19 protein-coding genes are annotated in these 24,794 nt (G+C 73.2%); 12 read left to right on the top strand and 7 right to left on the bottom strand.

The features are described 5' to 3' along the window. Positions 1–11: 11 nt before the first annotated feature. Entirely contained in the window at positions 12–1,211 is a 1,200-nt protein-coding gene (locus Pdca_RS14815) for a cysteine desulfurase-like protein (RefSeq protein ID WP_085912143.1), read from the bottom strand. A gap of 80 nt (positions 1,212–1,291) precedes the next feature. On the opposite strand from Pdca_RS14815, the gene Pdca_RS14810 reads away from it, so the two are divergent. Next, a complete protein-coding gene (locus Pdca_RS14810) occupies positions 1,292–2,554 on the top strand; it encodes a L,D-transpeptidase (protein WP_085912144.1) in 1,263 nt (420 codons plus the stop codon). Between the two features lie 15 nt (positions 2,555–2,569). Here Pdca_RS14810 and Pdca_RS14805 read toward each other — a convergent pair whose 3' ends face one another. The 3 genes from Pdca_RS14805 to Pdca_RS14795 all read right to left on the bottom strand — a co-directional run bounded on the left by Pdca_RS14805 (position 2,570) and on the right by Pdca_RS14795 (position 5,944). Continuing rightward, on the bottom strand, positions 2,570–4,183 hold the full coding sequence (locus Pdca_RS14805; protein WP_085912145.1) for an acyl--CoA ligase family protein: 1,614 nt from the start codon (positions 4,181–4,183) through the stop codon (positions 2,570–2,572). A gap of 108 nt (positions 4,184–4,291) precedes the next feature. Beyond that, on the bottom strand, positions 4,292–4,951 hold the full coding sequence (locus tag Pdca_RS14800) for a hypothetical protein (RefSeq protein ID WP_085912146.1): 660 nt from the start codon (positions 4,949–4,951) through the stop codon (positions 4,292–4,294). A 225-nt stretch (positions 4,952–5,176) separates the two neighbouring features. Then, positions 5,177–5,944: an enoyl-CoA hydratase-related protein gene (locus Pdca_RS14795; RefSeq protein ID WP_232021579.1), complete on the bottom strand. Its 768-nt coding sequence runs from the start codon at positions 5,942–5,944 to the stop codon at positions 5,177–5,179. 64 nt (positions 5,945–6,008) lie between these two features. Between Pdca_RS14795 and Pdca_RS14790 the strand changes: the two genes are divergently transcribed. From Pdca_RS14790 to Pdca_RS14780, 3 genes are all read left to right on the top strand, one after another. Then, complete coding sequence (locus Pdca_RS14790; protein WP_232021578.1) at positions 6,009–7,133, top strand: MBL fold metallo-hydrolase; 1,125 nt, start codon at positions 6,009–6,011, stop codon at positions 7,131–7,133. A gap of 250 nt (positions 7,134–7,383) precedes the next feature. Next, positions 7,384–7,725, top strand: coding sequence for a histone-like nucleoid-structuring protein Lsr2 (locus Pdca_RS14785; RefSeq protein ID WP_085912148.1), 342 nt, complete (start codon positions 7,384–7,386; stop codon positions 7,723–7,725). 128 nt (positions 7,726–7,853) lie between these two features. Then, the gene (locus Pdca_RS14780) at positions 7,854–9,389 is read left to right on the top strand and encodes an acyl-CoA synthetase (RefSeq protein WP_085912149.1); all 1,536 of its coding nucleotides are present in this window, start codon (positions 7,854–7,856) and stop codon (positions 9,387–9,389) included. Here Pdca_RS14780 and Pdca_RS14775 read toward each other — a convergent pair. Then, the gene (locus tag Pdca_RS14775; RefSeq protein ID WP_232021577.1) at positions 9,380–10,612 is read right to left on the bottom strand and encodes an MFS transporter; all 1,233 of its coding nucleotides are present in this window, start codon (positions 10,610–10,612) and stop codon (positions 9,380–9,382) included. The genes Pdca_RS14780 and Pdca_RS14775 overlap by 10 nt on opposite strands. Before the next feature lie 103 nt (positions 10,613–10,715). On the opposite strand from Pdca_RS14775, the gene Pdca_RS14770 reads away from it, so the two are divergent. The 5 genes from Pdca_RS14770 to Pdca_RS14750 are packed head-to-tail and all read left to right on the top strand — an operon-like array spanning position 10,716 to position 18,004. Continuing rightward, complete coding sequence (locus Pdca_RS14770) at positions 10,716–11,861, top strand: GTP-binding protein (protein WP_085912151.1); 1,146 nt, start codon at positions 10,716–10,718, stop codon at positions 11,859–11,861. A gap of 20 nt (positions 11,862–11,881) precedes the next feature. After that, the gene (locus Pdca_RS14765; RefSeq protein WP_197720065.1) at positions 11,882–13,300 is read left to right on the top strand and encodes a pyridoxal phosphate-dependent decarboxylase family protein; all 1,419 of its coding nucleotides are present in this window, start codon (positions 11,882–11,884) and stop codon (positions 13,298–13,300) included. A gap of 46 nt (positions 13,301–13,346) precedes the next feature. Further along, positions 13,347–15,191, top strand: a complete 1,845-nt coding sequence (locus tag Pdca_RS14760; RefSeq protein ID WP_232021576.1) for an ABC transporter transmembrane domain-containing protein — start codon at positions 13,347–13,349, stop codon at positions 15,189–15,191. Then, the gene (locus Pdca_RS14755; RefSeq protein ID WP_085912153.1) at positions 15,188–16,969 is read left to right on the top strand and encodes an ABC transporter ATP-binding protein; all 1,782 of its coding nucleotides are present in this window, start codon (positions 15,188–15,190) and stop codon (positions 16,967–16,969) included. Before Pdca_RS14760 ends, Pdca_RS14755 begins: the two co-directional genes overlap by 4 nt. A gap of 51 nt (positions 16,970–17,020) precedes the next feature. After that, positions 17,021–18,004, top strand: a complete 984-nt coding sequence (locus Pdca_RS14750) for an iron-siderophore ABC transporter substrate-binding protein (RefSeq protein WP_085912154.1) — start codon at positions 17,021–17,023, stop codon at positions 18,002–18,004. A gap of 180 nt (positions 18,005–18,184) precedes the next feature. Here Pdca_RS14750 and Pdca_RS14745 read toward each other — a convergent pair whose 3' ends face one another. Continuing rightward, positions 18,185–19,600: a serine hydrolase domain-containing protein gene (locus Pdca_RS14745; protein ID WP_085912155.1), complete on the bottom strand. Its 1,416-nt coding sequence runs from the start codon at positions 19,598–19,600 to the stop codon at positions 18,185–18,187. Positions 19,601–19,842: 242 nt separating this feature from the next. Here Pdca_RS14745 and betT point away from each other — a divergent pair, with 242 nt between their 5' ends. Further along, a complete protein-coding gene (betT, locus tag Pdca_RS14740; protein WP_085912156.1) occupies positions 19,843–21,996 on the top strand; it encodes a choline BCCT transporter BetT in 2,154 nt (717 codons plus the stop codon). A gap of 105 nt (positions 21,997–22,101) precedes the next feature. Here the strand turns inward: betT and Pdca_RS14735 are convergent, their stop codons facing one another. After that, complete coding sequence (locus Pdca_RS14735) at positions 22,102–22,812, bottom strand: GntR family transcriptional regulator (RefSeq protein WP_197719988.1); 711 nt, start codon at positions 22,810–22,812, stop codon at positions 22,102–22,104. A 411-nt stretch (positions 22,813–23,223) separates the two neighbouring features. Here Pdca_RS14735 and Pdca_RS14730 point away from each other — a divergent pair, with 411 nt between their 5' ends. Further along, positions 23,224–24,210, top strand: coding sequence for a tripartite tricarboxylate transporter substrate binding protein (locus tag Pdca_RS14730; protein ID WP_085912158.1), 987 nt, complete (start codon positions 23,224–23,226; stop codon positions 24,208–24,210). Continuing rightward, positions 24,203–24,790 carry a tripartite tricarboxylate transporter TctB family protein gene (locus Pdca_RS14725; RefSeq protein ID WP_085912159.1) on the top strand — a complete coding sequence of 196 codons (588 nt, stop codon included), beginning with the start codon at positions 24,203–24,205 and terminating at the stop codon, positions 24,788–24,790. The genes Pdca_RS14730 and Pdca_RS14725 overlap by 8 nt, the downstream gene beginning before the upstream one ends. Positions 24,791–24,794: the final 4 nt, after the last annotated feature.

The raw sequence follows: 24,794 nt of genomic DNA, 5'->3' as shown, positions 1-24,794 counted from the left end.
ACATACGTCGGTCAGGCCCCGACCAGACCGGACAGTGCGCCGAGCAGCCGGTCCACGTCGGATTCGTCGGTGTAGCAGGCCAGTCCGATCCGCAGGGCCCCGGTGTCACCCAGGCCGAGCCGGCGCGAGCACTCCAGCGCGTAGAACGACGCGGCGGGTGCCGCGATCCGGCGCTCCGCCAGATACCGGTACACCTGCTGCGGCTCGTGGCCGTCGACGGTGACCAGCAGGGTCGGTGTCCGGGACGCGGCCCGCGAACGCACCGTCACGCCGGGGAGTCCGCTCAGGTGGGACTCGATCCGCTCGCGCAGCCCCAGCTCGTGCACGCCGACCGCCGTCATCGACGCCCGCAGCCGGGCCCGCCGGTCCCCGGTGGCGCCGGTGTCGAGACCGGCCAGGAACTCGACGGCGGCGGTCGTGCCGGCCAGCAGCTCGTAGGGCAGTGTGCCGAGCTCGAACCGCTCCGGGACCGCGTCCGAGGACGGCAGCAGCTTCGCCGGGTGCAGCGACTCCAGCAGCGCCGGATCGGCGGCGAGCGCCCCGCAGTGCGGGCCGAGGAACTTGTAGGGCGAGCAGGCGTAGAAGTCGGCGCCGAGCGCACGCACGTCGACCGGCTCGTGCGCGGTCAGGTGCACGCCGTCGACCATCAGCAGTGCCCCGGCGGCGTGCACGGCGGCGGCGATCGCCGGAATGTCCGGACGGGTGCCGACCAGGTTCGACGCCCCGGTCACCGCGACCAGCCGGGTCCGTTCCGACAGCAGCGGTGCGACGTCGTCCAGCTCGGCGGTGTCCGGGTCGAAGTCCAGCCACCGCACGGTCACCCCCGCCGCCTCGGCGGCGATCACCCACGGCCGGATGTTCGCGTCGTGGTCCAGCCGGGTGACGACGATCTCGTCGCCCGGTTCCCAGGTCGCCGCCAGTGTCCGCGCCAGGTCGAAGGTCAGCGCGGTCATGCTGCGCCCGAACACCACACCGCGCGGATCGGCGCCGAGCAGGTCGCCGATCGCCGCCCGGGCACCGTGCACGATCGCGTCCGCCGCGCGCTCGCCGCTGGTGATCGTGCCACGGTTGGCCAGCGGGGAGGTGAGCGCACCGGCGACCGCGCCGGCCACCGCATCCGGCACCTGGGAGCCGCCGGGCCCGTCGAAGTGCGCGATCCCGGCACGCAGCGACGGGAACCGGCTGCGGATGGCGGCGACGTCGTAGCTCATGGCACCAGACTCGCATCCGGTGATCGAATGGTGATGTGTCGGTGACCCCGTGTGGGTGACCTCCGGGGGATCATGACCCCATGTCCAGGTCCTGGGAGCGGTCGCGCGGACGGCACTCGCCGCGTCGGCGGCGTTCGTTGCACCGCCGGAGCCTCGCGACGCTCACCGCGGCGCTGGTGGTACTCGTGGCGTCGGTCGCGGGTGCCACCGCGGCCGTCGCGGGCGGCGGGATCGGGGAGACGATCGCACGCAACCTCGCCGGGGCGGGCGCCGAGCCACCGCAGCCGCAGGTCCCCGCGTTCGTGACGACCGTGCCCCGGCCGGGGCCCCCGGTCGCGCCCCGCGGGCAGGTACGGGCCGCGGCGAGCGCCGGGCATCTGGAGGGCGTCGCGCTGACCGGCGACGACGGCCCCGTCACCGGCGTCCTCGCACCGGACGGCCGCAGCTGGACCGCCACCGACCCGCTGGAGTTCGGCAGCACCTACCGCTGGTCGGGCACCTGGGTGCTCGACGACGGCACCCGCCGTCCGCTCGCCGAGGACGCGTTCAGCACCGTCGACCCGGACACCGAGATCGAGGGCCGGCTCAACATCCGCGACGGCGCCGAGGTCGGCATCGGCGCCCCGGTCGCGCTGAGCTTCCCGGCGGACCTGTCCGACGAGGCGAAGCAGGCCGTCTCGAAGACCCTGTCGGTCGAGACGTCCACGCCGGTCGAGGGCGCCTGGAAGTGGATGCCCGACGACGCCGACGGCTCCCGGGTGCACTATCGGCCCAAGGAGTACTGGCCGGCCGGCACCCAGGTCCGGGTGCGGGCCGCGCTGCGCGGGCTCGACCTGGGCGACGCCGGCTGGGCGACCGCCGACGTCGACCGCTCCTTCACCATCGGCACCAGCCGGATCGTCAAGGCCGACACCCGCAGCCACCAGATCGCCGTGGTCGAGAACGGCCGCGAGGTCGCCCGCTACGACGCGTCCTACGGGCTGGAGTCCGATCCGAACCGGGTCACCCGCTCCGGCGTGCACGTGGTGATGGCGAAGTCGGAGAAGGTCCTGATGACCAACGAGGCCTACGGCTACGTCGACCAGCCGCAGTACTGGGCGGTCCGGATCTCCAACAACGGAGAGTTCATCCACGCCAATCCGGCGTCGACATACGCGCAGGGCAACCGGAACGTCAGCCACGGCTGCATCAACCTGTCCACCGCGGACGCGAAGGAGTTCTTCGCGATGGTGGCCTTCGGCGACCCGGTGGAGGTCACCGGCAGCTCCGAGCCGCTGACCCCGCGGGACGGCCTCTACTACGACTGGACCGTTCCGTGGGAGGAGTGGACCGCCGGGCCGTGAGGCCGGCCGGCCCCCTCAGGAGCCGATCCGGTGCTCCCGCCCGACCCACGCGGCGTCCCGCAGCACGAACTTCTGGATCTTGCCGGTGGAGGTCTTCGGCAGGTCGGTGAAGGTCACCCGCTTGGGCGCCTTGAACCGGGCCAGCCGGCTGCGGACGTGCTCGACGATCTCCTCCTCGGTCGCCGAGGCGCCCTCCTGCAGGGTCACGTAGGCCGCGGGCACCTCGCCCCAGCGCTCGTCCGGGATCGCGATCACCGCGACCTCCAGCACCGCCGGATGATCGGCGATGGCCTGCTCGACCTCGACGCTGGCGATGTTCTCGCCGCCCGAGATGATCACGTCCTTGGAGCGGTCGCGGAGCTCGACGTAGCCGTCCGGGTGCATCACGCCGATGTCGCCGGTGCGGAACCAGCCGTCCGGCGCGGCGTCCCGGGTGGCCTGCTCGTCGTTCAGGTAGCCAAGCATGACGTTGTTGCCGCGCAACGCGATCTGCCCGGTGGTCGTGCCGTCGGACGGTGCGTCGTCGCCGTCGTCGGTGATCACCCGGACGGCCTGGGAGATCAGGTTCCCGACGCCTTGACGGGCCTTGAGCCGGGCCTGCCGGTCGCCGTCGAGATCGTTCCACTCGGGGCGCCAGTCGCAGATCATCGCCGGGCCGAAGGTCTCGGTCAGCCCGTAGAGGTGGGTGACGTCGAAGCCGAGCTCGGCCATCCGGCGCAGGATCGCCGGGCTGGGCGGCGCGCCGCCGGTCGCGACCCGCACCGGTGTCGGCACCGGACCGGCCTCCGGTGCGTAGGCGATCATCGACAGCACCGTCGGGGCGCCGTTGAGATGTGTGACGCCCTGCTCACGGACCAGCTCCCAGATCCGGGCCGGCTCCACCTTCGGCAGGCAGACGTGGGTCGCGGCGGCCGCCGTCACCGCCCAGGGAAAGCACCAGCCGTTGCAGTGGAACATGGGCAGCGTCCACAGGTGAACCGACGACGGCGTCAGCCCGGTGTGCCCGACCATCGCCAGTGCCTGCAGGTAGGCACCCCGGTGGTGGTACATCACGCCCTTGGGATGCCCGGTCGTGCCGGACGTGTAGTTGATCGACAACAGTGACCGCTCGTCGTCCGGGGTGACGGCGGTGGGCTCGCCCCAGCTGATCAGCCGCTCGTAGTCGTCGCCGACCCGCACGACCTGCGGCGGCTCGTCGAGCCCGGCCAGTGCCTGCTCGACGAGCTCGTCGAACACCGGGTCGTACACCAGAACCGAGGCCCGCGAGTGGCGCAGGATGTAGCCGACCTCGCCCGCCGAGAGCCGGGTGTTCACCGCGACCAGCGGCGCGCCCGACCACGGCACGCCAAAGGTCGCCTCCAGCGCGACGTGCGTGTTCGGTGCCAGCACCGCCACCGGGCGTCCGCCATGGATCGCGGCGAGCCCGCCGGCCAGCGCGCGGCACCGCTCGTGCAGCTGGGCGTAGGTCAGCCGCAGGTCCCCGTCGACGACGGCGACCCGGTCACCGTGCGCGGCCGCAGCCCGGTCCAGGAACGACGTCGGGGTGAGGGGTTCGAACGACAGCCCGGTGAGATCGGCGGGGACACCGGCCGGATGGGGGCCGGCGGCACGGACGGCGCTGTCGCTCATGTCAGCACCATCCCCTCCCCGCAACCGGTGCGCAATCGGCCGGTCGACGCGTCTCCGCCGGCACGAGCGGGCCCTCGTGGCGAGTGGCCCGCCCGCACCGGGAAACGGTCAGGGCCGCTTGGTCACCGACGTGAAGTACGGCGTGCCGTCGACGACCTTGTAGGCGGTGAACACCGCCACCGGCGAGAGGTCGGCGGGATCGGTCACCGTGAAGGAGGCGCCCGGCGCGAGCCGCTGTGCGGTGCTGCCCGCCGGACCGGAGATGCGCGCATCGACCGGATGCGCCCCGACGTTCCGCACGGTCGCGGAGTTGATCCGGCCGTCCCGGTCGGTGTCGGTCACCGAGGTCTCCAGCCGCGGGTTCACCACGCAGGACGCCGCCGCGTAGGAGACCGTGGAGGTCGCGTAGTGGCCCTTTCCGTTCTCCCACTTGTAGGCGGCGATGGACACGGTTCCGGCGGGTACCGCACCCTTCCCCGTCTCGAACCGGTGGTAGAAGGCCTTCCCCGGGGCGATCTTGGAGATCTTGTGGTCACCGAACCGGGTCGTCGCCCGGACGTCGATCGGCGCGGTGTCCCGGTTCAGCACGTACACCGGGACCACCGCGGTCTCGGTGGCGGTGTTGCATTCCGACTTCGCGTTCGCCGCGGTGTTCACCGCGGGCGCCGGCTGGGCGAGGGCCGGGGCCGCGAGCGCCACCGAGCTCGCGACCACGAGGGCCGCCCCGATCACGGCACCGACGACCCGCTTGCTCCTGATGCACTTCATGACTACCTCCGAAAGGCGCACCGCGATGGTGCTTTCGGCAGGTGTATCTCCCCGCAGCGCCCGGATGTGAGGGATGCGGAGGGGCAATACCCAGTTCTTGGGATTCGGCGTCGGGGGCCGGCGGGTGTCAGGGGCGCCGGGGGTCATGGCGGTGCGGTGCTCCCGGACCAGTTCGGTCATGGCGCCGACGAACCGCGCCGCGGCGGCGAGCCGAATCGTGCCCGGTCAGCGGCCGGTCCACCGCGGCGGCCGCTTCTCCAGGAACGCGGCCACCCCCTCGACCCGGTCCGCGGACCGCTCGATCGCGGCCGTCGCCACCTCGGTCGCCGCCCAGCCACGATCGTCCGGCTCGGACACCACCCGCTCCAGCGCCCGCAGCGTCACCGAGACCGCGAGCGGCGAGTTCGCACAGACCTGACGGGCCAGCTCCAGCGCCGCGGCCTCCGCCGCGCCGGGCTCGACGAGCTCGTTGACCAGGCCCAGGGAGTACGCGCGCTGCGCGTCGATCGGGCGTCCGGTGATCAGCAGCTGCTTGGCGACGTTCAGCGGCAGCGGGCGCGGCGTCCGGAACAGCGCGCCGCAGTTCGCGACCAGCCCGCGGGCGACCTCGGGCAGCGCGAACCGCGCACCGGTGCCCGCCACGACCATGTCGCAGGCCAGCACGATCTCGAATCCGCCGCCGTAGGCGACGCCCTCGACCGCGGCGATCAGCGGCCGCCGCCGGTCCCGCCGGACGACGCCGTAGTTCCCGCCGCGCGGCGTCGGCCCGCCCGATCCCGCGGCCAGGTCGGTCCCGGCGCTGAACGCCGTCGCGTCCCCGGCGAGCACCCCGCACCAGAGGTCCGGGTCGTCGTCGAGCTCGTTGAGCGCGTCGTCGAGTGCCGTCGTCATCGCCGCGTCCACCGCGTTGCGCTTACCCGTCCGCATCATCCGGATCAGCAGCACGTGCCCGTGCCGCTCCGTCTGCACCCGCGGTTCCGTCACGTCCGTCACGCCCGCAGCGTAGGCATGCGCCGGCTCCGGGCGTTCCCTCCGCGGTGTTCGTACTGTGGTGATCGTGTCCCGCTTCTCCCGCGCCGCAGGCGTCACCGCACTCACCGCGCCACTGCTGGGCCTGACCGGCCTGGCCCTGCACGTGCGCCGGAACATGGGAGCGTCCCGCGCGCAGCTGCGCCGCGTCACCGGCCGCTCCCCGAACGCCGTCGACGGGATCTTCGCCAACACCGAGCCCGGCCTGCCGCGGGCGAAGGCCTCGGCCCGGATGCTGCTCAACATGCTGCGGAGCCGCACCACCGAGGGCGTCCCGGCGGGGCCGGTCCCGCTGGCACCGCTGGATCAGGTCGCCGAGCCGTCCGGGCTCGCGGTGACCTGGCTGGGGCATGCCTGCGTGCTGCTCGAGATCGACGGGATGCGGGTGCTCGTCGATCCGGTGTGGTCGGAGTACGCCACCCCGGTCCCCCGCTTCGGCCCGCGCCGGCTGCACCCGCCGGTCGCCCCGCTGTCCGCGCTCGGCGAGATCGACATGGTGCTGCTCACCCACGACCACTACGACCACCTGGACCGGCCGACGGTGCTCCGGCTCGCCCGCGACACCCGCGCGGTGTTCGTCGGGCCACTCGGTGTCGGGGCGCACCTGCGCGCCTGGGGCATCGCCGGGCACCGGGTCGTCGAGCGGGACTGGGACGACGTGGTGCAGGTGGCCGGGCTGACCCTCACCTGCCTGGAGACCCGGCACTTCTCCGGGCGCGGGATCCGCCGCAACACCACCCTGTGGGCCGCCTGGAAGGTCGCGGGGCCACGGCACTGCGTCTATCTCGGCGGCGACACCGGGCCGAGCCGGGTACATGCCCGGACCGGGGCCGAGCACGGCCCGTTCGATCTCACCGTGCTGCCGATCGGCGCCTACGCCGATCTCTGGCCGGACGTGCACGCCGATCCGGAGCAGGCCGTTGCCGCACATCGCGATCTGCGCGGACAGGTGCTGTTGCCGATCCACTGGGCGACCTTCAACCTCGGCTTCCACCCGTGGGACGAGCCGGCCGAACGGGCCCGCAAGGCCGCAGCCGCACAGGACGTCCTGCTGGCGCTGCCGCAGCCCGGCCGGCGGATCGACCTGGACGTGGCGCCCGGCACACTTCGCGACACCGTCCCGACCGAACCGTGGTGGCCGACACCACGCTGATCGGACACGCCGGACGCCTCCACCTTTCCGCCGATTCCGCCTCCCCCGGACGTCGTATCCACAGTTCGCCCGGTAACAACTCCGGCGCTTTTCCGCGAGGGGTTCGACACGGCACATCGGCATCCCCTACTGTTCTACTCGGAAAACGCTTCACCGCGGTTCCGGGGGTCCCGGGCGGGATACCGACTCGAACCAGCGGTGGCGATTCATCCGCTCGGATGCCCGAGATTCCCCCGGAAGGAATGACGACGTGGCGCAGCAGACGACGATCACGCTGATCGATGACCTCGACGGCTCAGAGGCCGACGAGCAGGTGGAGTTCGCCGTCGACGGCCGCGCCTTCGAGATCGACCTGTCCGCCGCGAATGCCGAGCGACTGCGCGAATCGCTTGCACCCTTCGTCGCCGCCGCCCGCCGCGCGGGCGGTCGCCGGGGGTCGGCACCGGCGGCGGCCTCGTCGAACGGATCCAGCGCATCCGAACGGGCCGCAAACCGGGCCGTCCGTGAATGGGCGATCGCCCAGGGGATGAAGATCTCGGAGCGCGGGCGTATCCCGTCGTCGGTTCTGCAGGCTTATCAGAACGCGCACTGATCGGGCCCGCCGGCCCGGTGGCGCGCTGCGCCACCGAATCGGCGCGTGCCGCCCCGGGGACGGCCGGATGGCAGGATCGGCGCCGGAGAGTCCGTGCGACACCGCACGACCGACGACGAGAGGCCCTGATGTTCCCTGGCACGCACGCCGCGACCACTCCCGACAAGCCGGCTGTGATCATGGGTGGCTCGGGCGAGACGCTGACCTTCCGTGAGCTGGAAGAGGGTTCGGCACGCCTGGCGAACTACTTCCGGGCCGCCGGGCTGCGCGAGGGCGACGTCGTCGCGCTGGTCTCCGACAACACCCCGCGCGTCTACGAGGTCTACTGGGCCGCACAGCGGTCCGGGCTCTACGTGACCGCGGTGAACCATCACCTGTCCGCGCCCGAGACCGCATACATCGTCCGGGACTGCGGGGCGAAGGCGCTGGTCGTCTCGGCCGGGGTGGCCGGGCTGGCCGCCGCGGTCGAGGAGCACGTGGAGGTGCCGGTCCGGCTCGCGTTCGGCGGCGAGATCCCGGGTGCGGCCGGTTACGCCGACTACGACTCCGAGCTGGCCGGTGTGTCGGCGGAGCCGCCGGCCGAGCAGCCGCGCGGCGCCGACATGCTGTATTCCTCCGGCACCACCGGGCGGCCGAAGGGCATCAAGCCCGCGCTGCCCGGGCGCCGGGTCGACGAGCCCGGCGACACCTATCAGGCGCTGTTCGGGCCGATGTACGGGTTCGACACCGACACCGTCTACCTGTCCCCCGCGCCGCTGTATCACGCGGCGCCGCTGCGGTTCTCGGCCACCGTGCAGGCGCTGGGCGGGACCGTCGTGGTGATGGAACGCTTCGATCCCGAGCAGGCGCTCAGGCTGATCGAGCGGCATTCGGTGACCCACTCGCAGTGGGTCCCGACGATGTTCGTGCGGATGCTGAAGCTGTCCGAGAAGGTCCGGTCGGCGCACGATCTGTCCTCGCTGCGGGTGGCCATCCACGCCGCCGCGCCGTGCCCGGTCGAGGTCAAGCAGGCGATGATCGACTGGTGGGGCCCGGTGCTGCACGAGTACTACGCCGCGACCGAGGCGATCGGCATCACGTTCATCGACTCGGCGCAGTGGCTCGATCGGCCGGGGTCGGTCGGCCGGGCCGGTCTGGGCACGATCCGGGTCTGTGACGACGAGGGCACCGAGCTCGGGGCGGGCGAGGTCGGCACGGTCTACTTCGAGCGGGAGACCCGGCCGTTCGAGTACCACAACGACCCGGGCCGGACGCTCGCCGCGCAGCATCCCGACCGCGAGAACTGGACCACGACCGGCGACCTGGGCTTCCTCGACGACGACGGGTTCCTGTTCCTCACCGACCGCAAGGCGTTCACGATCATCTCGGGTGGGGTGAACATCTACCCGCAGGAGGTCGAGGACGCCCTCGCCCTGCACCCGAAGGTGCTCGACGTCGCGGTGATCGGCGTGCCGGACGAGGAGATGGGCGAGCAGGTCAAGGCCGTCGTGCAGGCGATGGACGGGATCGCGACCGGCCCGGAGCTGGAGCGTGAGCTGATCGAGTTCGTGCGCGGGCGGATCGCCCACTACAAGGCACCGGCGTCGGTGGACTTCACCGACTTCCTGCCGCGCACGCCCACCGGCAAGCTGGTCAAGCGGGAGCTGCGCGACCGCTACGTCTGAGTCCCGGGCGGCCGGCGCCGCGCGTAACGGGCGCGGGCCAGCGCCGCCCCGATCCCCAGCGGCACCGACACCACCAGCGCGGCGAGGAACAGCGCGGGGAACCGGCCGGTGTCGGCGAGCGGGGCGCCCAGCGCGGTGCCTGCCGAGCTGCCCAGGAACAGGGCGGTGGCGAACAGCGCGACGGCGGTCGCCCGCGCCTGCGGGACGACATCGGTCGCCCACGTCTGCAGGGTGGAGTGCAGGAACGCCCAGCTGCCACCGAGCAGCAGCCCGGCGAGGGCGATCGTCACCGGGTGCACGACGACGATCGGACCGATCCAGGCCGCCGCCAGGAACACACCGCCGATCCCGGCCAGCCCCGGGGCGGGGACCCGGCCGACCAGCCGGCGCACCACCCGGGAGAAGACCAGCGCACCCACTCCGTAGCCACCGGCCGCGATCCCGGCGAGCGCGGCCGTGCTGCCGCCCGCCTGCAGTGCGGGCGCCAGGTAGGTGAGCACGCCCAGCACGACGGCTCCCTCGACGAACGCGAGCGCCAGCACCACCCGTGCCCATCCGGTGCCGAGCACCGTGCCCACCGGCCGCAGGATCGACCACCAGCGCCGGGGCCCGTCGGGTGCCGTGGCGCCGGCGGCCGGTTCGGCCGGGACCGGCTCGGGCAGCGCACGGAGCGCGACCAGCAGGATGCCGGCGGCCGCCGCGGTCGTCGCGAACACCGCACGCCAGCCGGCCAGGTCGGCGAGCAGGCCGGCGCCTGCGGTGGCCAGCGCCGTCCCGACCGCGGTCGCGGCGAGCAGGTCGGACAGCGGGCGCTGCCGGACGGCGGCCGGCCAGGAGTCGCCGACGTAGACCAGGGTGGCCGGGATCAGCGCTGCGGTGCACGCACCGGTGAGGGTCCGGGCCCCGATCAGCACGGGCAGCGTCGGCGCGAGCACCGAGGCGAGCCCGCCGAGCACCGCGCCGATCAGTGCGATCCGCATCACCCGGACCCGCCCGATCCGGTCGGACAGCACTCCCCACACCACCTGCATCAGGCCGTAGGCGAGGAAGTACCCGCCCGCGGCGCCGGCGGTCGCGGCCAGCGGGACGCCGAACGACATCGCGATCGGCACCAGTAGCGGAGCGATCGCGAACCGGTCGCAGGTGCTGGTCAGGGCCGCGAGCTGCAGCAGCCGCAATCTCCGGGGCCCGTCGGCGACGGCGTCGGCGGATGGGGTGGTCACCACTGCACCCTCCCCCGGGCCCGCGGCGCGCGCTGAACCGGGCCGGGGCGGCCGTGCGCAACGGCCTGCCGCGCAACTAATGAATGTCGTTACCATTAGACTCATGGCCGATCCACGCGTCCCCGTCACGATCCTGTCCGGCTTCCTCGGCGCCGGGAAGACGACTCTGCTCGATCACCTGCTGGCCAACCGGGACGGCAGGCGGATCGCCGTCGTCGTCAACGACATGAGCGAGGTCAACATCGACGCCGCGCTCGTCGCCGGTCAGGGCACCCTGCACCGCACCGAGGAACGCCTCGTCGAGCTCACCAACGGCTGCATCTGCTGCACCCTGCGCGAGGACCTGCTGAGCACGGTCGGCGAACTGGCCGCCGAGAGCCGCTACGACCACATCGTCGTCGAGTCGACCGGGATCTCCGAGCCGATGCCGGTCGCGGCGACCTTCGAGTGGGAGTTCGACGACGGCACCGCGCTGTCCGACGTCGCCCGCCTGGACACGATGATCACAGTGGTCGACGCCGCGACCTTCGAGAGTCACCTCACCAGCGAGGACTCGCTGCTCGACCGCGGTCTGCAGGCTGCTGAGGGCGACGAGCGGACGCTCTCGGACCTGCTCGCCGACCAGGTCGAGTTCGCCGACCTGCTGGTGCTCAACAAGACCGATCTGGCGCCACCGCACCGGATCGGCCGGATCGAGACCCTGCTGCGCCGGATGAACCCGGGCGCCCGGATCGTGCGCGCGGTGCGCGGTGACGTGTCCGTCGCCGCGCTGCTCGACACGCACCGCTACGACCCGGGCGCCGCCGCTCGCACCCCGGGCTGGGCCCAGGAGCTCGCCGGGTCGCACACCCCGGAGACCGAGGAGTACGGCATCGCGTCGGTGACCTGGCGGGCCGGCCGCCCGTTCCACCCGGCCCGGCTGCTGGACGCGCTCGGTGACTGGCCCGGCCTGCTGCGCAGCAAGGGCTTCTGCTGGATCGCGACCCGGCCGGACGTCGCCGGTCTGTGGTCGCAGGCCGGACCCAACATGGCACTCGATCCGTCCGCCCCGTGGTCGTCGTTCGACGGGCCCCGCGGGCAGGAGCTCGTGTTCATCGGCCTGGGCCTGACCCGCGCCGATGTCACCGGTCGGCTCGATCCGGCGCTGCTCACCGACGACGAGCTGCTGGCCGGGCCACCGGCCTGGCGGGAGATGCCCGATCCGTTGCCCGAATGGGACCTCACGGCGCTGCACGCACACCCGGAGTAGCGTCGCGCCCCGTGCCCGACCTGACCCCGGACGAGTTCCGCGCCCTCGGCCATCTGTTCGTCGACGCGGTGGCCGACTCCCGGGCCCGGATCGAGCGGCATCCGGTGCGCGACGTCGTGTCGCCCGGCACCGTCCGGGCCCGGTTCCCGCGCGAGGCGGCCGAGGGCCCCACCCCGCTGGCCGGGTTCCCCTCGCTGGTCGAGTCGATCACCGGGGACGCCGACACCCGCTGGCAGCACCCCGGCTTCCACGCCTACTTCCCGGCCAACGCCTCGCTGACCTCGCTGCTCGGTGAGCTGCTCAGCGGCGCGGCGGGCGTGCAGGGAATGCTCTGGTCGACCTCGCCCGCCTGCACCGAGGTGGAGCAGGCGATCACCGACCAGCTCGCCAGGGCACTCGGGCTGCCCGAGAGCTTCACCCACGACGGCGGGGGCGGCGGCTCGATCCAGGACTCCGCGTCGTCGGCGGCGCTGGTCGCGCTCACCGCCGCCCTGCACCGCGCCGCACCCGATCCGGAGTCGGGCTGGCGGGCCCGCGGGGCGACCGGCCGGGAACGTGTCTACGTCTCCCCCGAGACGCACTCCTCGCTGGCGAAGGCGGTCCGGGTGGCCGGCCTCGGCGCGATCGGGCTGCGCACCGTGCCGTGCACACCCGGCACAGCGTCGATGGATCCGGCCGCGCTGGCCGATGCGGTCCGGGCCGACACCGGCGAGGGCCTGGTGCCGGTGCTGGTGTGCGCGACCGTCGGCACCACCTCGACCGGCGCCACCGATCCGGTCGCCGAGATCGTGACGGTCGCCACCCGGCACGGCGCATGGGTGCACGTGGACGCCGCCTGGGCCGGCGTCGCGGCGTTGTGCCCCGAGCACCGCTGGGTGCTCGACGGCGTCGCCGGGGTCGATTCCTTCTGCACCGACGCGCACAAGTGGCTGCTGACCGCGTTCGACGCGTCGCTGCTCTGGGTGCGCGACGCCGGTGCGCTGCCGGCCGCGCTGTCGATCACCCCCGCCTACCTGCGGGACCCCGCGTCGGACTCCGGTGCGGTGGTCGACTTCCGCGACTGGCAGATCCCGCTGGGACGCCGGTTCCGCGCCCTCAAGCTCTGGGCGGTGCTGCACGGCCAGGGACTGACCGGGCTGCGCGAGCACCTGCGCGGGCACATCGCGCTGGCCGAGGAGCTCGCCCGGCGGATCCGCGGGCACGACGGCCTGGAGCTGGCCGGTGAGCCGGTGCTCTCGCTGGTCTGCCTGCGGGTGACCGGCGACCGGGACGGTTCCGCGACCGCGGCGCTGCTCGGCCGGGTGAACGCCGACGGCCGGGTGTTCCTCTCCGGCACCGAGATCGACGGCCGGCAGGTGATCCGGGTGGCCTTCGGGGCCGTCGGCACCACCCGGGAGCACCTCGACGTGCTCTGGGAGATCCTCGCCGGCGGCAGATGACCTCCCGGTAACCGGGTCGCCGGACAGGTAAGGTTACCCTCTGCGAGTGATCGGGTCCGTGCAACAGTCCGCGCTCGGACAGGTCTCCGGGAACGACGTCATCCGCGGTTCGCTCCGGGCGTACCGCGGCAGGATAAGCGCAGCCGGAGCACTGTTCTGCACCCACCAGATCGGTGAAGCACTGGTCCCGCTGCTGGTCGGGGTGATCATCGACCGGGCGGTCGCGACCGGCGATCCGGTGGCGCTGGCCGGCTGGCTCGCGGTGCTGGCGCTGGACTTCCTGATGCTCTCGTTCTCCTACCGGTTCGGCGCACGGCAGGCCTGGCACGCCGACGCCTGGGCGGACGCCCGGCTGCGCAGGCTGGTCGCCGGCCGGCTGCTGCATCCCCGCGGCGGCGGCGAGACCGGCCGGTTGCCCGGAGAGCTGACCGGGATCGCCGTCTCGGACAGCAAGCGGGTCGCCGAGCTGAACACCGCGCTCCCGTTCGGGCTCGCCGCGATCGCCGCGGTGGCCGTCGCCGCGGTCGCGCTGCTGACCATCGATCTCTCGCTCGGGCTGCTGATCCTGCTCGGCACCCCACCGCTGCTCTGGCTGGTGCAGCTGGTCGTCCGGCCGCTGGAGCGGCGTTCCGGGCCGGAGCAGGAGCGGGCCGCCCGGGCCGCCGGGACCGCCGCCGATCTCGTGTCGGGTCTGCGCGTGCTCACCGGCATCGGGGCCCGCCCGGCCGCCGTGCGGCGCTACCGGGCTTCCAGCCAGGATGCGCTCGCCGCGACCCTGCGGGCGACCCGCGCCGAGGCCGGGTTCCTGGGTGCGGTCCAGCTGACGAACGGCCTGTTCCTCGCGGTGATCGCCCTTGTCGGCGGGCTCGCGGCGCTGAACGGCTCGATCACCGTCGGCCAGCTCGTCTCCGCCGTGGGGCTGGCTCAGTTCCTGGTGGGGCCGCTGCAGATGTTCGGCTTCGTCAGTGCGCGATTGGCCCAGGCACGCGCGTCCGCCGCCCGGATCGCGGCCGTGCTGTCCGCGCCCGCCGTCGTCGGCGAACCCGCCGCGCAGCTGCCGGAACCGGCGCCGGATGCCGGCCCCGGCGTGCTCTCGCTGCGCGGGATCCGGTTCGCGGACAGCGCCGGTCACCACGGCGCCGGCCACAGCGGCACCGGCCACGACGGCAGCACCGACGGCGAGCTCGATACCGGCAGCGGCACTGTGCGCGACACCGGCAGCGGCGCTGTGGGCGACAACGCCGGTGGGATCGACCTGGACGTGCATCCGGGGGCGCCGGCGGCACTGGTCGCGGCCGACCCGGAGGACGCGGCGAAGCTGCTCGGCGCACTCGCCCGCGAGGCCGAACCAGCGGCGGGCCGGATCACCCTGGACGGTGTCCCGCTCGACGCCTGGCCGGCCGAGATCGCCCGTGGTGCGGTGCTGGTCGCCGCGCACGACGCTCATCTGTTCGCCGGGTCGCTGCACGAGAACGTGATCGCCGGCGCGCCGGACGGTATCGATCCGCAGCCGGCGATGACCGCGGCCGCCGCCGACCAGGTCGCCGCCACCCTGCCCGCCGGCGCCGACACCGACGTCAGCGCCCGCGGCCGCTCACTCTCCGGCGGGCAACGACAACGGATCGCACTCGCCCGGGCACTCGCCGCGGACGCGCCGGTGCTGGTCCTGCACGACCCGACGACGGCGGTCGACGCGGTCACCGAGACCCGGGTCGCCGAGGGGCTCGCCGCGCACCGCGCCGGACGCAGCACGCTGCTGGTCACCACCAGCCCGGCGCTGCTGGCCTGCGCCGGCACCGTCACGTTCCTGGTCGACGGCCGGGTTCGGGCACGCGGCACGCACGCCGAGCTGATGGCCGACGCCGACTACCGAGCGGTGGTGACGGCATGAGCCAGGTGCTGCTGCCGATCGCGTCCGGCCCCCGGATCCGCGCGGTCCTCGCCGAACTGGGCCGGCCGCACCGCGGCACCGCGATCGTCGCGCTGGGTGTGCTCGTCGCCGGGGCCGCGGCGAGCCTGCTCGCCGCACCGCTGCTCGGCAACATCGTCGACCGGGTCGCCGGCACGGACGGCGCCGGCGGTACGGCCACGATCCTGCCGCCCGTCCTCGGGCTGGCCGCGATCGCCGTGGTCCAGGGCCTCCTGGCCGCCCTCGGGGTCGCGCTGGCCGCCCGGCTCTGCGAGACGCTGCTCGCCGGACTGCGGGAACGGTTCGTCGACCGTGCCCTGCACCTGCCGCAGGCCCGGGTGGAGTCGGCCGGCGCGGGCGACCTGACCTCCCGGGTGACCGACGACGTGCAGGTGGTCGGCGAGGCCGTCCGCGAGGCGGTCCCGGAGCTGGCCCGCGCCGCACTGCTCGTCGGGCTCACGCTGGTCGCGCTCAGCGTCCTGGACTGGCGGTTCCTGCTGGCGGCGCTGCTCGCGGTGCCCGTGCAGGTGTGGACCGCGCGATCGTTCCTGGGCCGCTCGACGCCGGTCTACACCGCACAGCGGATCGCCGGCGGCGCCCAGCAGCAGATGCTGCTCGACACCGCGGCCGGGCTCCCCACGGTGCGGGCTTTCCGGCTGCACGAGCGGCACGCCGGAGGCATCGCCGAGCGGGCCGCCGAGGTGGCCCGGCTGGTGGTCACCGTCGTCCGGATGCACACGAAGCTGTTCGCCCGCCTCAACCTGGCCGAGTACATCGGGCTCGCCGCGGTGCTCGTCACCGGGTTCTGGCTGGTCTCGACGGGCACCGCGACGATCGGGACGGCCAGCGCCGCGGCGCTGTACTTCGTCAACCTGTTCACCCCGATCAACATCGTGCTGTTCCAGCTGGACGCGGCGCAGACCGCGGTGGCCGGGCTGCGCCGGATCGTCGGCGTCGCCGACCTGGAGCGGCCCGCCGATCCCCCGGCGCCGGCCGTCCCGGACGGCGCCGGGCTGCGGGTCCGCGGCCTGACCCATCACTACGTCGACGGCCATCCGGTGCTCTCCGGCGTCGATCTCGACGTCGCGCCCGGCGAGCGGGTGGCGCTGGTCGGTGCCAGCGGCGCAGGCAAGTCGACACTGGCCGGGATCGTCGCCGGGGTGCACACCCCCGCCGCGGGCACGGTCGAGATCGGCGGGGCCCGGCTCGCCGACATCGCGGCGGACCGGCGGCGGGACGCCGTGGTGCTGGTCACCCAGGAGTCGCACGTCTTCGCCGGAACCCTCGCCGACGACCTGCGGCTCGTCCGGCCGGACGCCGAGGTGGCCGAGCTGCTCGACGCGCTCGACCGGGTCGGTGCCGGCAGCTGGGCGCGTGCGCTGCCCGACGGTATGGACACCGTCGTCGGCGACGGTGGGCACCGGCTCCCGGTGGTCGCCGCGCAGCAGCTGGCGCTGGCCCGTGTCGTGCTCGCCGATCCGCGCCTGCTGGTTCTCGACGAGGCAACCGCCGAGGCGGGCAGCGCGGGTGCACGGGTGCTCGAGGAGTCCGCCGAGGCGGCGCTGGCCGGCCGGACCGGGCTGGTCGTCGCGCACCGGCTGAGCCAGGCCGCGGCGGCGGACCGGGTCGTCGTGCTCGACGACGGCCGGGTCGTCGAGCAGGGCCCGCACGACGAGCTGGTCGCCGCAGGTGGCCGGTACGCCCGGCTGTGGGAGGCCTGGTCCGGCGCCCGCGACCGGGACGACAGCACCGGCGGATGAACCACCCCCAGATCTGATCCGCACCGGGCGGATCTTCCGAAAGGACCCGTAATGCCCCGTTCACTGCTCCGCACGACCGCCGCCTGTGCGGTCCTGCTGCTCACCGTCGCGGGCTGTTCCTCAGGTGCGCAGGAGCAGCCCGCCGAGGGTGACGCCACCGCGTCCGGGCAGTTCCCCGTGACGCTGGAGCACGCCTTCGGCTCCACGACCGTCCCCGAGCAGCCCCAGCGGGTGGTCACCGTCGGCTTCAACGACGCCGACTTCGCACTCGCCGTCGGCGTACAGCCGGTCGGGGTCCGCGAGAACCTCGGCGCCTACGACTACGAGCAGCGCCCGTGGGCCCAGGAGGCGCTGTCCCGCGGGCCGGCCCCGCAGCTGCTCACCGGCACCGAGATCCCGATCGAGCAGGTCGCCGCGCTGCAGCCCGATCTGATCCTCGGCGTCTACTCGTTCATGAACAAGGCCACCTACGACGCCCTCTCACAGATCGCACCGACCGTCGCCCAGGCCACCGAGGACGGCACGAACCCCGCCTCCTGGGACGAGCAGACCCGGATCACCGGGCAGGCCACCGGCCGTACCGCCGAGGCCGAGCAGGTGATCGCCGACACCCAGGCGACGTTCGACGAGGCGCGCCGGACCCATCCCGAGTTCGACGGGAAGACTCTCAAGCTGGGCTTCTACATCCAGGGAACGCCCTACGACATGGGTACCGACGATCTGCGCGCCCAGCTGTTCGGGGGCCTGGGGTTCGAGGTCCGGCCCGACTCGCAGCCGCTGTCCCTCGAGGAGCAGGGCAGGCTCGACGCCGACGTGCTCACCGTGCTGGGCCGCCCGCGCGCCGAGGCCGAGGCCGATCCGGTGTTCCGCGCGGTCCCGGCCGTCGAGCAGGGCCGGGTGGTGTACCTCGGGGCGTTCGAGACCGAGTTCGCCGCGGCGCTGGGCTACTCCAGCCCGCTGTCGCTGCCCTACGCCGTCGACGACGTCGCGCCGAAGCTGGCCGAGGCGATCGCGGGCAACGCGCCCGGCAACTGATCCGCCGTTCCGCTCGCGCCCGGCCGCCCACTCGGCCGGGCGCGGCGGTCCAGCGCGGCGGTCCAGCGCGCGGTGACGGCGGGCCGGGTCTCCGAGGTCGGTTGCCGTGGCCGGTTGCCGTTCGCCGTGGCCGGTGTGGTCAGTGGCCGGTTCGCCGGTCGCCGGTGTCCGACAGCCCCGCTACACCGCCGAAGCGTGGGTGGCTCGGGCCGCCCGGGAGCGTGCCACCAGCGCAGCGGTCCCCCCGAGCACCAGCACCAGCGCCAGCACACCGCTCAGCGGCAGCAGCATGGCCACCAGCGTCCAGGCCGTCGCGCTCGGCGGCCCGGCGAGCAGCGACAGCGCGGGCAGCAGCAGGCGCCCGGCGAGCCGCTCGGCCCGCCGTCGGGCGCGCAGGACCGCCGTGCCCAGCAGCACCGCCGCCAGGACCGTCAGCCCGAGCAGCGCCAGGTTCAGCGTCCGGTACGGGTCGTCCACCGGCACCCCGGGCGCACCGTCGGCGCGCGCCACGAGATCCGCCGCCAGTGCGCCCGGGTTCCCGCCGGACACATCGGTGAGCACGAACGCAGCGGACCCGGCCGAGGACATCTCGATCCCGCTCGCGTACGTCGCGAGCGCGCCGCCGTGCAGTACCCGGGTGCGGCCGTCGTCGGCGGTTCGCACCGACCAGCCCAGTCCGTAGCGGCCGTCCGTTCCCGGTGCGGGGGTCTGCGACTCCCGCAGCGCCGCGGCGGACAACAGCCGGGTGCCGTCCCTGGTCGTACCGTCGCCGAGCTGGAACCGCGTCCAGCGGGTCAGGTCCGCCGCCGTGGTGACGACGCCGCCGTCCCCGGCGCAGAACGACGGGATCTCGGGGACCGCCACCTGCACCCCGAGCGCGCCGATGTGCCCGCGGGCCAGGCCGGGGACCTCGGCGTCGCACCGGTCGGTCGCCACGGTCGAGGTCATCCCGAGCGGTGCCAGCACCGCCTCGCGCAGGTGCTCGCCGAACGGCGCTCCGGTGACGACCTCGACCAGGCGGGCCGCCACCACGTAGTTCGCGTTCAGGTACTGGTGCTCGGTGCCGGGATCGGCGGCCAGCGGAACCTGCGCCAACCGCTCGACCAGCGCGGCCGCCGAGGCGGCCGGCGGCAACGCGAACTCGTCGACGTCCTGGTTGGACAGTCCCGAGGTGTGCGCGAGCAGGTGGCGGACGGTGATGTCCCCCGCCCGCGGGTCCGCGACGGTGAACCCGGGCAGCGCCGCGGCGACCGGCTGGTCCAGGTCGATCCGACCGGCCTCGGCGAGCTGCAGTACCGCCACCGCGGTGAAGGCCTTGCTCATCGACGCGATCCGGAACGAGGTGTCCGCGGTGACCGGTGTGCCGTCCGAGGTCGTCCCGTGCGGCACCGTGGTGACGGCACCGTCGCGGTCGAGCACGACGGCGACCGTCGCGGGCACCGCGAACCGCTGGGCGTAGGCCTGCACCGAGACCCGGGGGTCCGCGTCCGCCGGTGCCGCCGCGGCCACACCCGGCAGGACACCGGGGGCCGCGCACAGGATCAGCAGGACCGCCGCTGCTCGGAGCAGGCGGACGGGGCGGCTCGGGGTCGTCATCGGTCTCCTCGGTGGGGCGGGGCGTGGTCCGGAACCACCCTCGCCGCGGGGGCACCACCCGGGGTATCGGGGTCGTCCCGGAGGAGCCCCTGAGGCGACCCCGGGCGAGCGGACGACCGCACACGGTCATGCGTCCGGCTCTCGCTGCACAATGCGTCCCATTCGTTACCCGAATCGGATGCCAGACACCTTTCGGCATGAATAGGGTCGGTCCGTTTGTCCAACCGAGGAGGTTCGACCCGATGAGCGACAGCCCGTCCGTCGAGACGGAGTCAGGATCCGGTGCCGCACGCCCGGACGAGCCGAGCGTCCGGCTCAACAAGCCGGTCTTCTACGGCTCCGCGATCGGCGTGCTCGTCGTCGCGCTGTGGGCGATCCTGTTGCCGGACAATGCGGACTACGTCATCGGTGCGCTGGTCGGGGTGATCGCGACCAGCTTCGGCTGGTTCTACATCCTGGTCGCCTCCGTCGTGCTCCTGTTCGTGCTGTTCCTCGCGCTGTCCCCGTACGGCTCGATCAGGTTGGGCCCGGACCATTCGAAACCGGACTATTCGAACCTCTCCTGGGCGGCGATGCTGTTCGCCGCCGGGATCGGCACCGACCTGATGTTCTTCTCGGTCGCCGAGCCGATCAGCCAGTTCACCATGCCGCCGGTCGGTGACCCGGAGACGATCGCCGCCGCCCGCGAGGCGACCGTGTGGACGCTGTTCCACTACGGCCTCACCGGCTGGGGCATGTACGCGCTGATGGGCATCGCCCTGGCCTACTTCGCCTACCGGCGCGAGTTGCCGCTGTCGATCCGCTCGGCGCTCTACCCGCTGATCGGCAAGCGCGTCTTCGGCCGGGTCGGGCACGCGGTGGACCTGGCGGCCGTGCTCGGCACGATCTTCGGGATCGCCACGTCGCTGGGCATCGCCGTGGTCCTGCTCAACGTCGGCCTGGACGTCATGTTCGGTGTCCCGCAGGGCCTCGGCGCGCAGGTCGCACTGGTCGCGGTGGCCGTGGTGATCTCGACGATCTCCGCGGTCTCCGGTGTCGACCGGGGCATCAAGCGGCTCTCCGAGCTGAACGTGGCGGCCGCGCTGCTGCTCGCCCTGTTCATCCTGGTCACCGGGAACACGTCGTTCCTGCTCAACGGGCTCGTGACGAACCTGGGCGACTACCTGTCCAGCTTCCCGCGGCTGACCATGGAGACCTTCGCGTTCGAGCAGGCGAACCCGGACGTCGCCGAGTGGCTGAACCTGTGGACGCTGTTCTTCTGGGCGTGGTGGATCGCCTGGGCGTCGTTCGTCGGGCTGTTCCTGGCCCGCATCTCGCGCGGCCGGACGATCCGCCAGTTCGTCGTCGGCACTCTGGTGATCCCGTTCTTCTACATCCTGTTCTGGATCTCGATCTTCGGCAACGCCGCCCTGGAGAGCGTCCGGGGCGGCAACACCGAGCTCGCCGACGCAGCGGTGAACGCCCCCGAGACCGGCTTCTACATGCTGCTCGAGCAGTACCCGTGGTTCCCGTTCCTGGCCGGGCTGGCGACGCTGACCGGGCTGCTGTTCTACGTGACCTCGGCCGACTCCGGTGCGCTGGTCATGGCCAACCTGACCTCGTACCGCAAGACCCCGCGGGACGACGGCACGGCCGGCAACCGGATCTTCTGGGCCGCCGCGACCGGCCTGCTGACGCTGGGCATGCTGTTCGTCGGCGGGATCACCACCCTGCAGAACGCGACGGTGATCATGGGTCTGCCGTTCGCGTTCGTCATGGTGCTGGTGATGTTCGGCCTGTACAAGGCGCTGCGGCTGGAGCGCTACCGGTCGCAGAGCAAGCAGTCCAGCCTGCCGGCACTGCTGTCCGGCCGGAGCAGGCCGGGCGGATCGGCCAACGGTGACGGCGACGCGGCCGGCCGGGACTGGCGGGTCCGGCTGCGCCGGACCATGGGCCACGCCGACAGCCAGGGTGCCGATCTCTTCCTGTCCGGGACCGCCACCTCGGTGCTGGACGACGTCGCCGCGGAGCTGCGCAGCCAGGGCGTGCCCACCACCGTCCAGCGCTGCTCGGACGAGGACGCACCGGAGATCGAGCCGGGCGAGGACCGGCCGGACGACATGCAGCCGCTGGAGCTCGTCGCCGACGTGCACGAGAGCCTGCCGTTCGTCTACCGGCTGGTGCCGCGGGTGACCGGCCTGCCCCGCTACGCCCTCGACACCGGCGGCACGGACGGCGGCGAACCCGCCGAACAGGCGTCCTGGACCGACCACCACCGGGTCGAGGTGCACCTGCACGGGGGCGGTCAGGGCTACAACGTCATGGGCTACAGCTACGGCCAGCTCGTCGACGACCTGCTCGACCAGTACGAGCAGCACCTCGAGCTGCTGCGGCTCGAGCGGGAGTCGGCGCCCTAGCCTCGACGGAGCAACCGCGGTCGCCGCCCCCGTGTCCCACAGACCGGGGGCGGCACTCCGTCCCGATGTCCCACAGACCGGGGCGGCGCTCCGTCCCGGTGCCGCTCAGGCCGGGGGCGGCGAGCCGTCCCGGTACGCGGTGAACGACCGCTCCCCGTGCACCGCCAGCTCGGCGAGCACCGCCGCCGGGTCGCCCGCCTCGATCAGCTCCACCAGGTACCGGTGCCGGGCGGCGTGCTCGACGAGGGTCTCGAAGTAGCGTTCCCGGGTGAGCAGGTTGCGGGACATGCAGAGCAGGATCTGCTCCTGCACCGACCGGTAGATCGTGCTCAGCCGCCGGTGCTCGGCGATGTCGACGATCGAGGCGTGCAACGCGTACGCGTGCTGCACGAGTGAGGCCCGGTCCTCCGTGCGGGCGTCGCGCTCCATGCCCTCCAGCGCCGCGTGCACGGGTTCGAGCAGGCGCGGGTTGCGCACCGGCACCCCCTGCTCGATCGCGATCCGCTCCAGGCCCGAGCGCAGCGTCATGACCTCGTGCACGTCGCGCTCGTCCATCGTGGCGACGACCGCGCCGCGCCGCGGCCGGATCTCGATCAGCCCGTCGCTCTCCAGCAGGCGCAGCGCCTCGCGCAGCGGCGGACGGCTGATCCCGAGCCGTTCGGTCAGCCGCTCCTCGATCAGCCGGGATCCGGGCTCCAGCTCGCCGGCGAGGATGTCGTGCCGGATCGCGTCGCGGGCGAGCGCGACCAGGCTCCGCTGCTCGACCCGCCCGTCCCCCGGATCCCGCACCGCCTCGGCGGAGTCCGAATCCTGCACGACTGCCTCCCCCCGGCGACGCGGTTCCCCGCGCCACCACCATTGCCGTCTCCCTGAAGACTGTAGACAATAGTCGCTGCGGCCGCGCCCGCAGCGGCCGGCCGAGACTTGCCCCACACTACAGAATACTGTAGACAATAGTTCGAATCGGTCGGCACACCGGTAGGGGCCGGCCGCGTCCGGCGGAGCGGCTCCGCCGGGGCACACCGACCCTCGCCGGGTCCGTCGGCTCGTCCGCCCGGCCCGCGAACCGACCGCCCGCGTCAGCACCGCGATACCGACAGCGCGATACCACCAGCGCGATACCGACAGCGCGATACCGACACAGACCGCGCCGGACGGCGCGTCCGTTCCGCCCCATCGGGCCCCTGCGCACATCGCCGACGAACCGTCTCAACGAGGAGAGAGTTCATGAACCGACCGTGGAGAACCACCCGCCGATCCGCACTGCTCACCGCGACCGTCGGAGTCTCGGCCCTGCTCCTGGCCTCCTGCGCGGGCGGCGGTGGCGGGACCGATGAGAACGGCGTCTACTCCCCCGGTGATTCGGTGACGATGCTCGTACCGTTCGCGGCGGGTGGCGGGTCCGACCTCGCCGGCCGGGCGATCGCCGGCGGCCTCGAACCGATCACCGGCGCCACCATCACCGTCGACAACCTGGTCGGCGGCTCGGGCGCCGTCGGATACGCCCAGCTGGTCGGCAACCGGGGCGACGCCACCACGCTGCTCGCCGCCGAGACGTCGCTGGTGACCCTGCCGATCGTGCAGGACGTCCCGTTCACCTACCAGGACTTCACGCCGATCATGAAGGTCGGCGAGGACTACAACGTGATCACCGTGCGCGCGGACTCACCGCACCAGACCTGCACCGACGTCGTCGAGGCCGCCGACGAGACCTCGATCGGCGTCGCCGGCACGTCCGGCCCGGAGTTCATCACCTGGCGCATGGTCGAGATGGAGACCGGGGCGAGCTTCGATCGGGTCAACTTCGAGTCCGGCGGCGAGGTGACCGCCGCGCTGCTCGGCGGACACATCGACGCCGCCGGGATGAACCCCGGCGAGATCCTCGGCCAGCTGGAGTCCGGCGACGCCAGGGCGCTCTGCGTGCTCGCCCCGCAGCGCTACGAGTACGAGGCGCTCGCCGACATCCCGACCGGCGCCGAGCAGGGCATCCCGGTCGAGTTCGCCCAGTGGCGCGGCATCGTCGCCCCGGGCGACATCCCCGCCGAGGCGCGCGACTACTGGATCGAGGCCGGGCAGGAGTTCGCCGGGTCCGAGGCCTACACCACCTACGTCGAGGACAACCTGCTCCAGGCCTCCGCGTCCTACGGTGACGAGTTCAGCGCCTACCTCGACGAGTACCACGCCGACGTCGCGTCGGTCCTGGGCAATGGCTGAGCCGGCGCCCGCACCGGCGCCGCAGCGATCCCGGCCGACCCGCTCCGACCTCGTCGGGACGGCGCTGCTGGCCGCTCTCGGCGCCGCCGCCACCGTGCTCGGATACGGCTACGGCATGTTCGACGACGACGGGCACATCGGCGCGGGATTCCTGCCGACCGTGACCGGCGCGTTCATCCTCGTCGCCGCGCTGGCCGAGATCGCCCGGATGTATCTCGCGGCACCACCCGCGGAAACCGGGTCGCTGCTCGACGGGGTCGACCGGATCGAGCAGCGGGCCGCCCGGGCCACCGCGGCCGCCCACGAGGAACAGCGCGACACCTTCGGCCGGACCGCGCGCCAGCGCGGCCGGGCGATCCTGGCGGTGTTCGGGATCCTGATCGGCGCGCTGCTGCTGGTGCCGGTGATCGGCCTGCTGCTCTCGCTCGGCGCGATGGTCCTCGCGATCACGCTCGGGGTGGAGCGCAAGCCGGTCGTCCCCGCGGTGCTGACCACCGTCGCCGTCGTCGGTGCCGCCTACCTGATCTTCGTCGTGGCGCTCGGCGTCCCCACACCGACCGGCGCACTCGGGCTGGTCTGAGGCC

Source organism: Pseudonocardia autotrophica (assembly GCF_003945385.1).
Taxonomy (GTDB): Bacteria; Actinomycetota; Actinomycetes; order Mycobacteriales; family Pseudonocardiaceae; genus Pseudonocardia; species Pseudonocardia autotrophica.
This window is presented reverse-complemented; position numbering and strand designations above follow the sequence as displayed.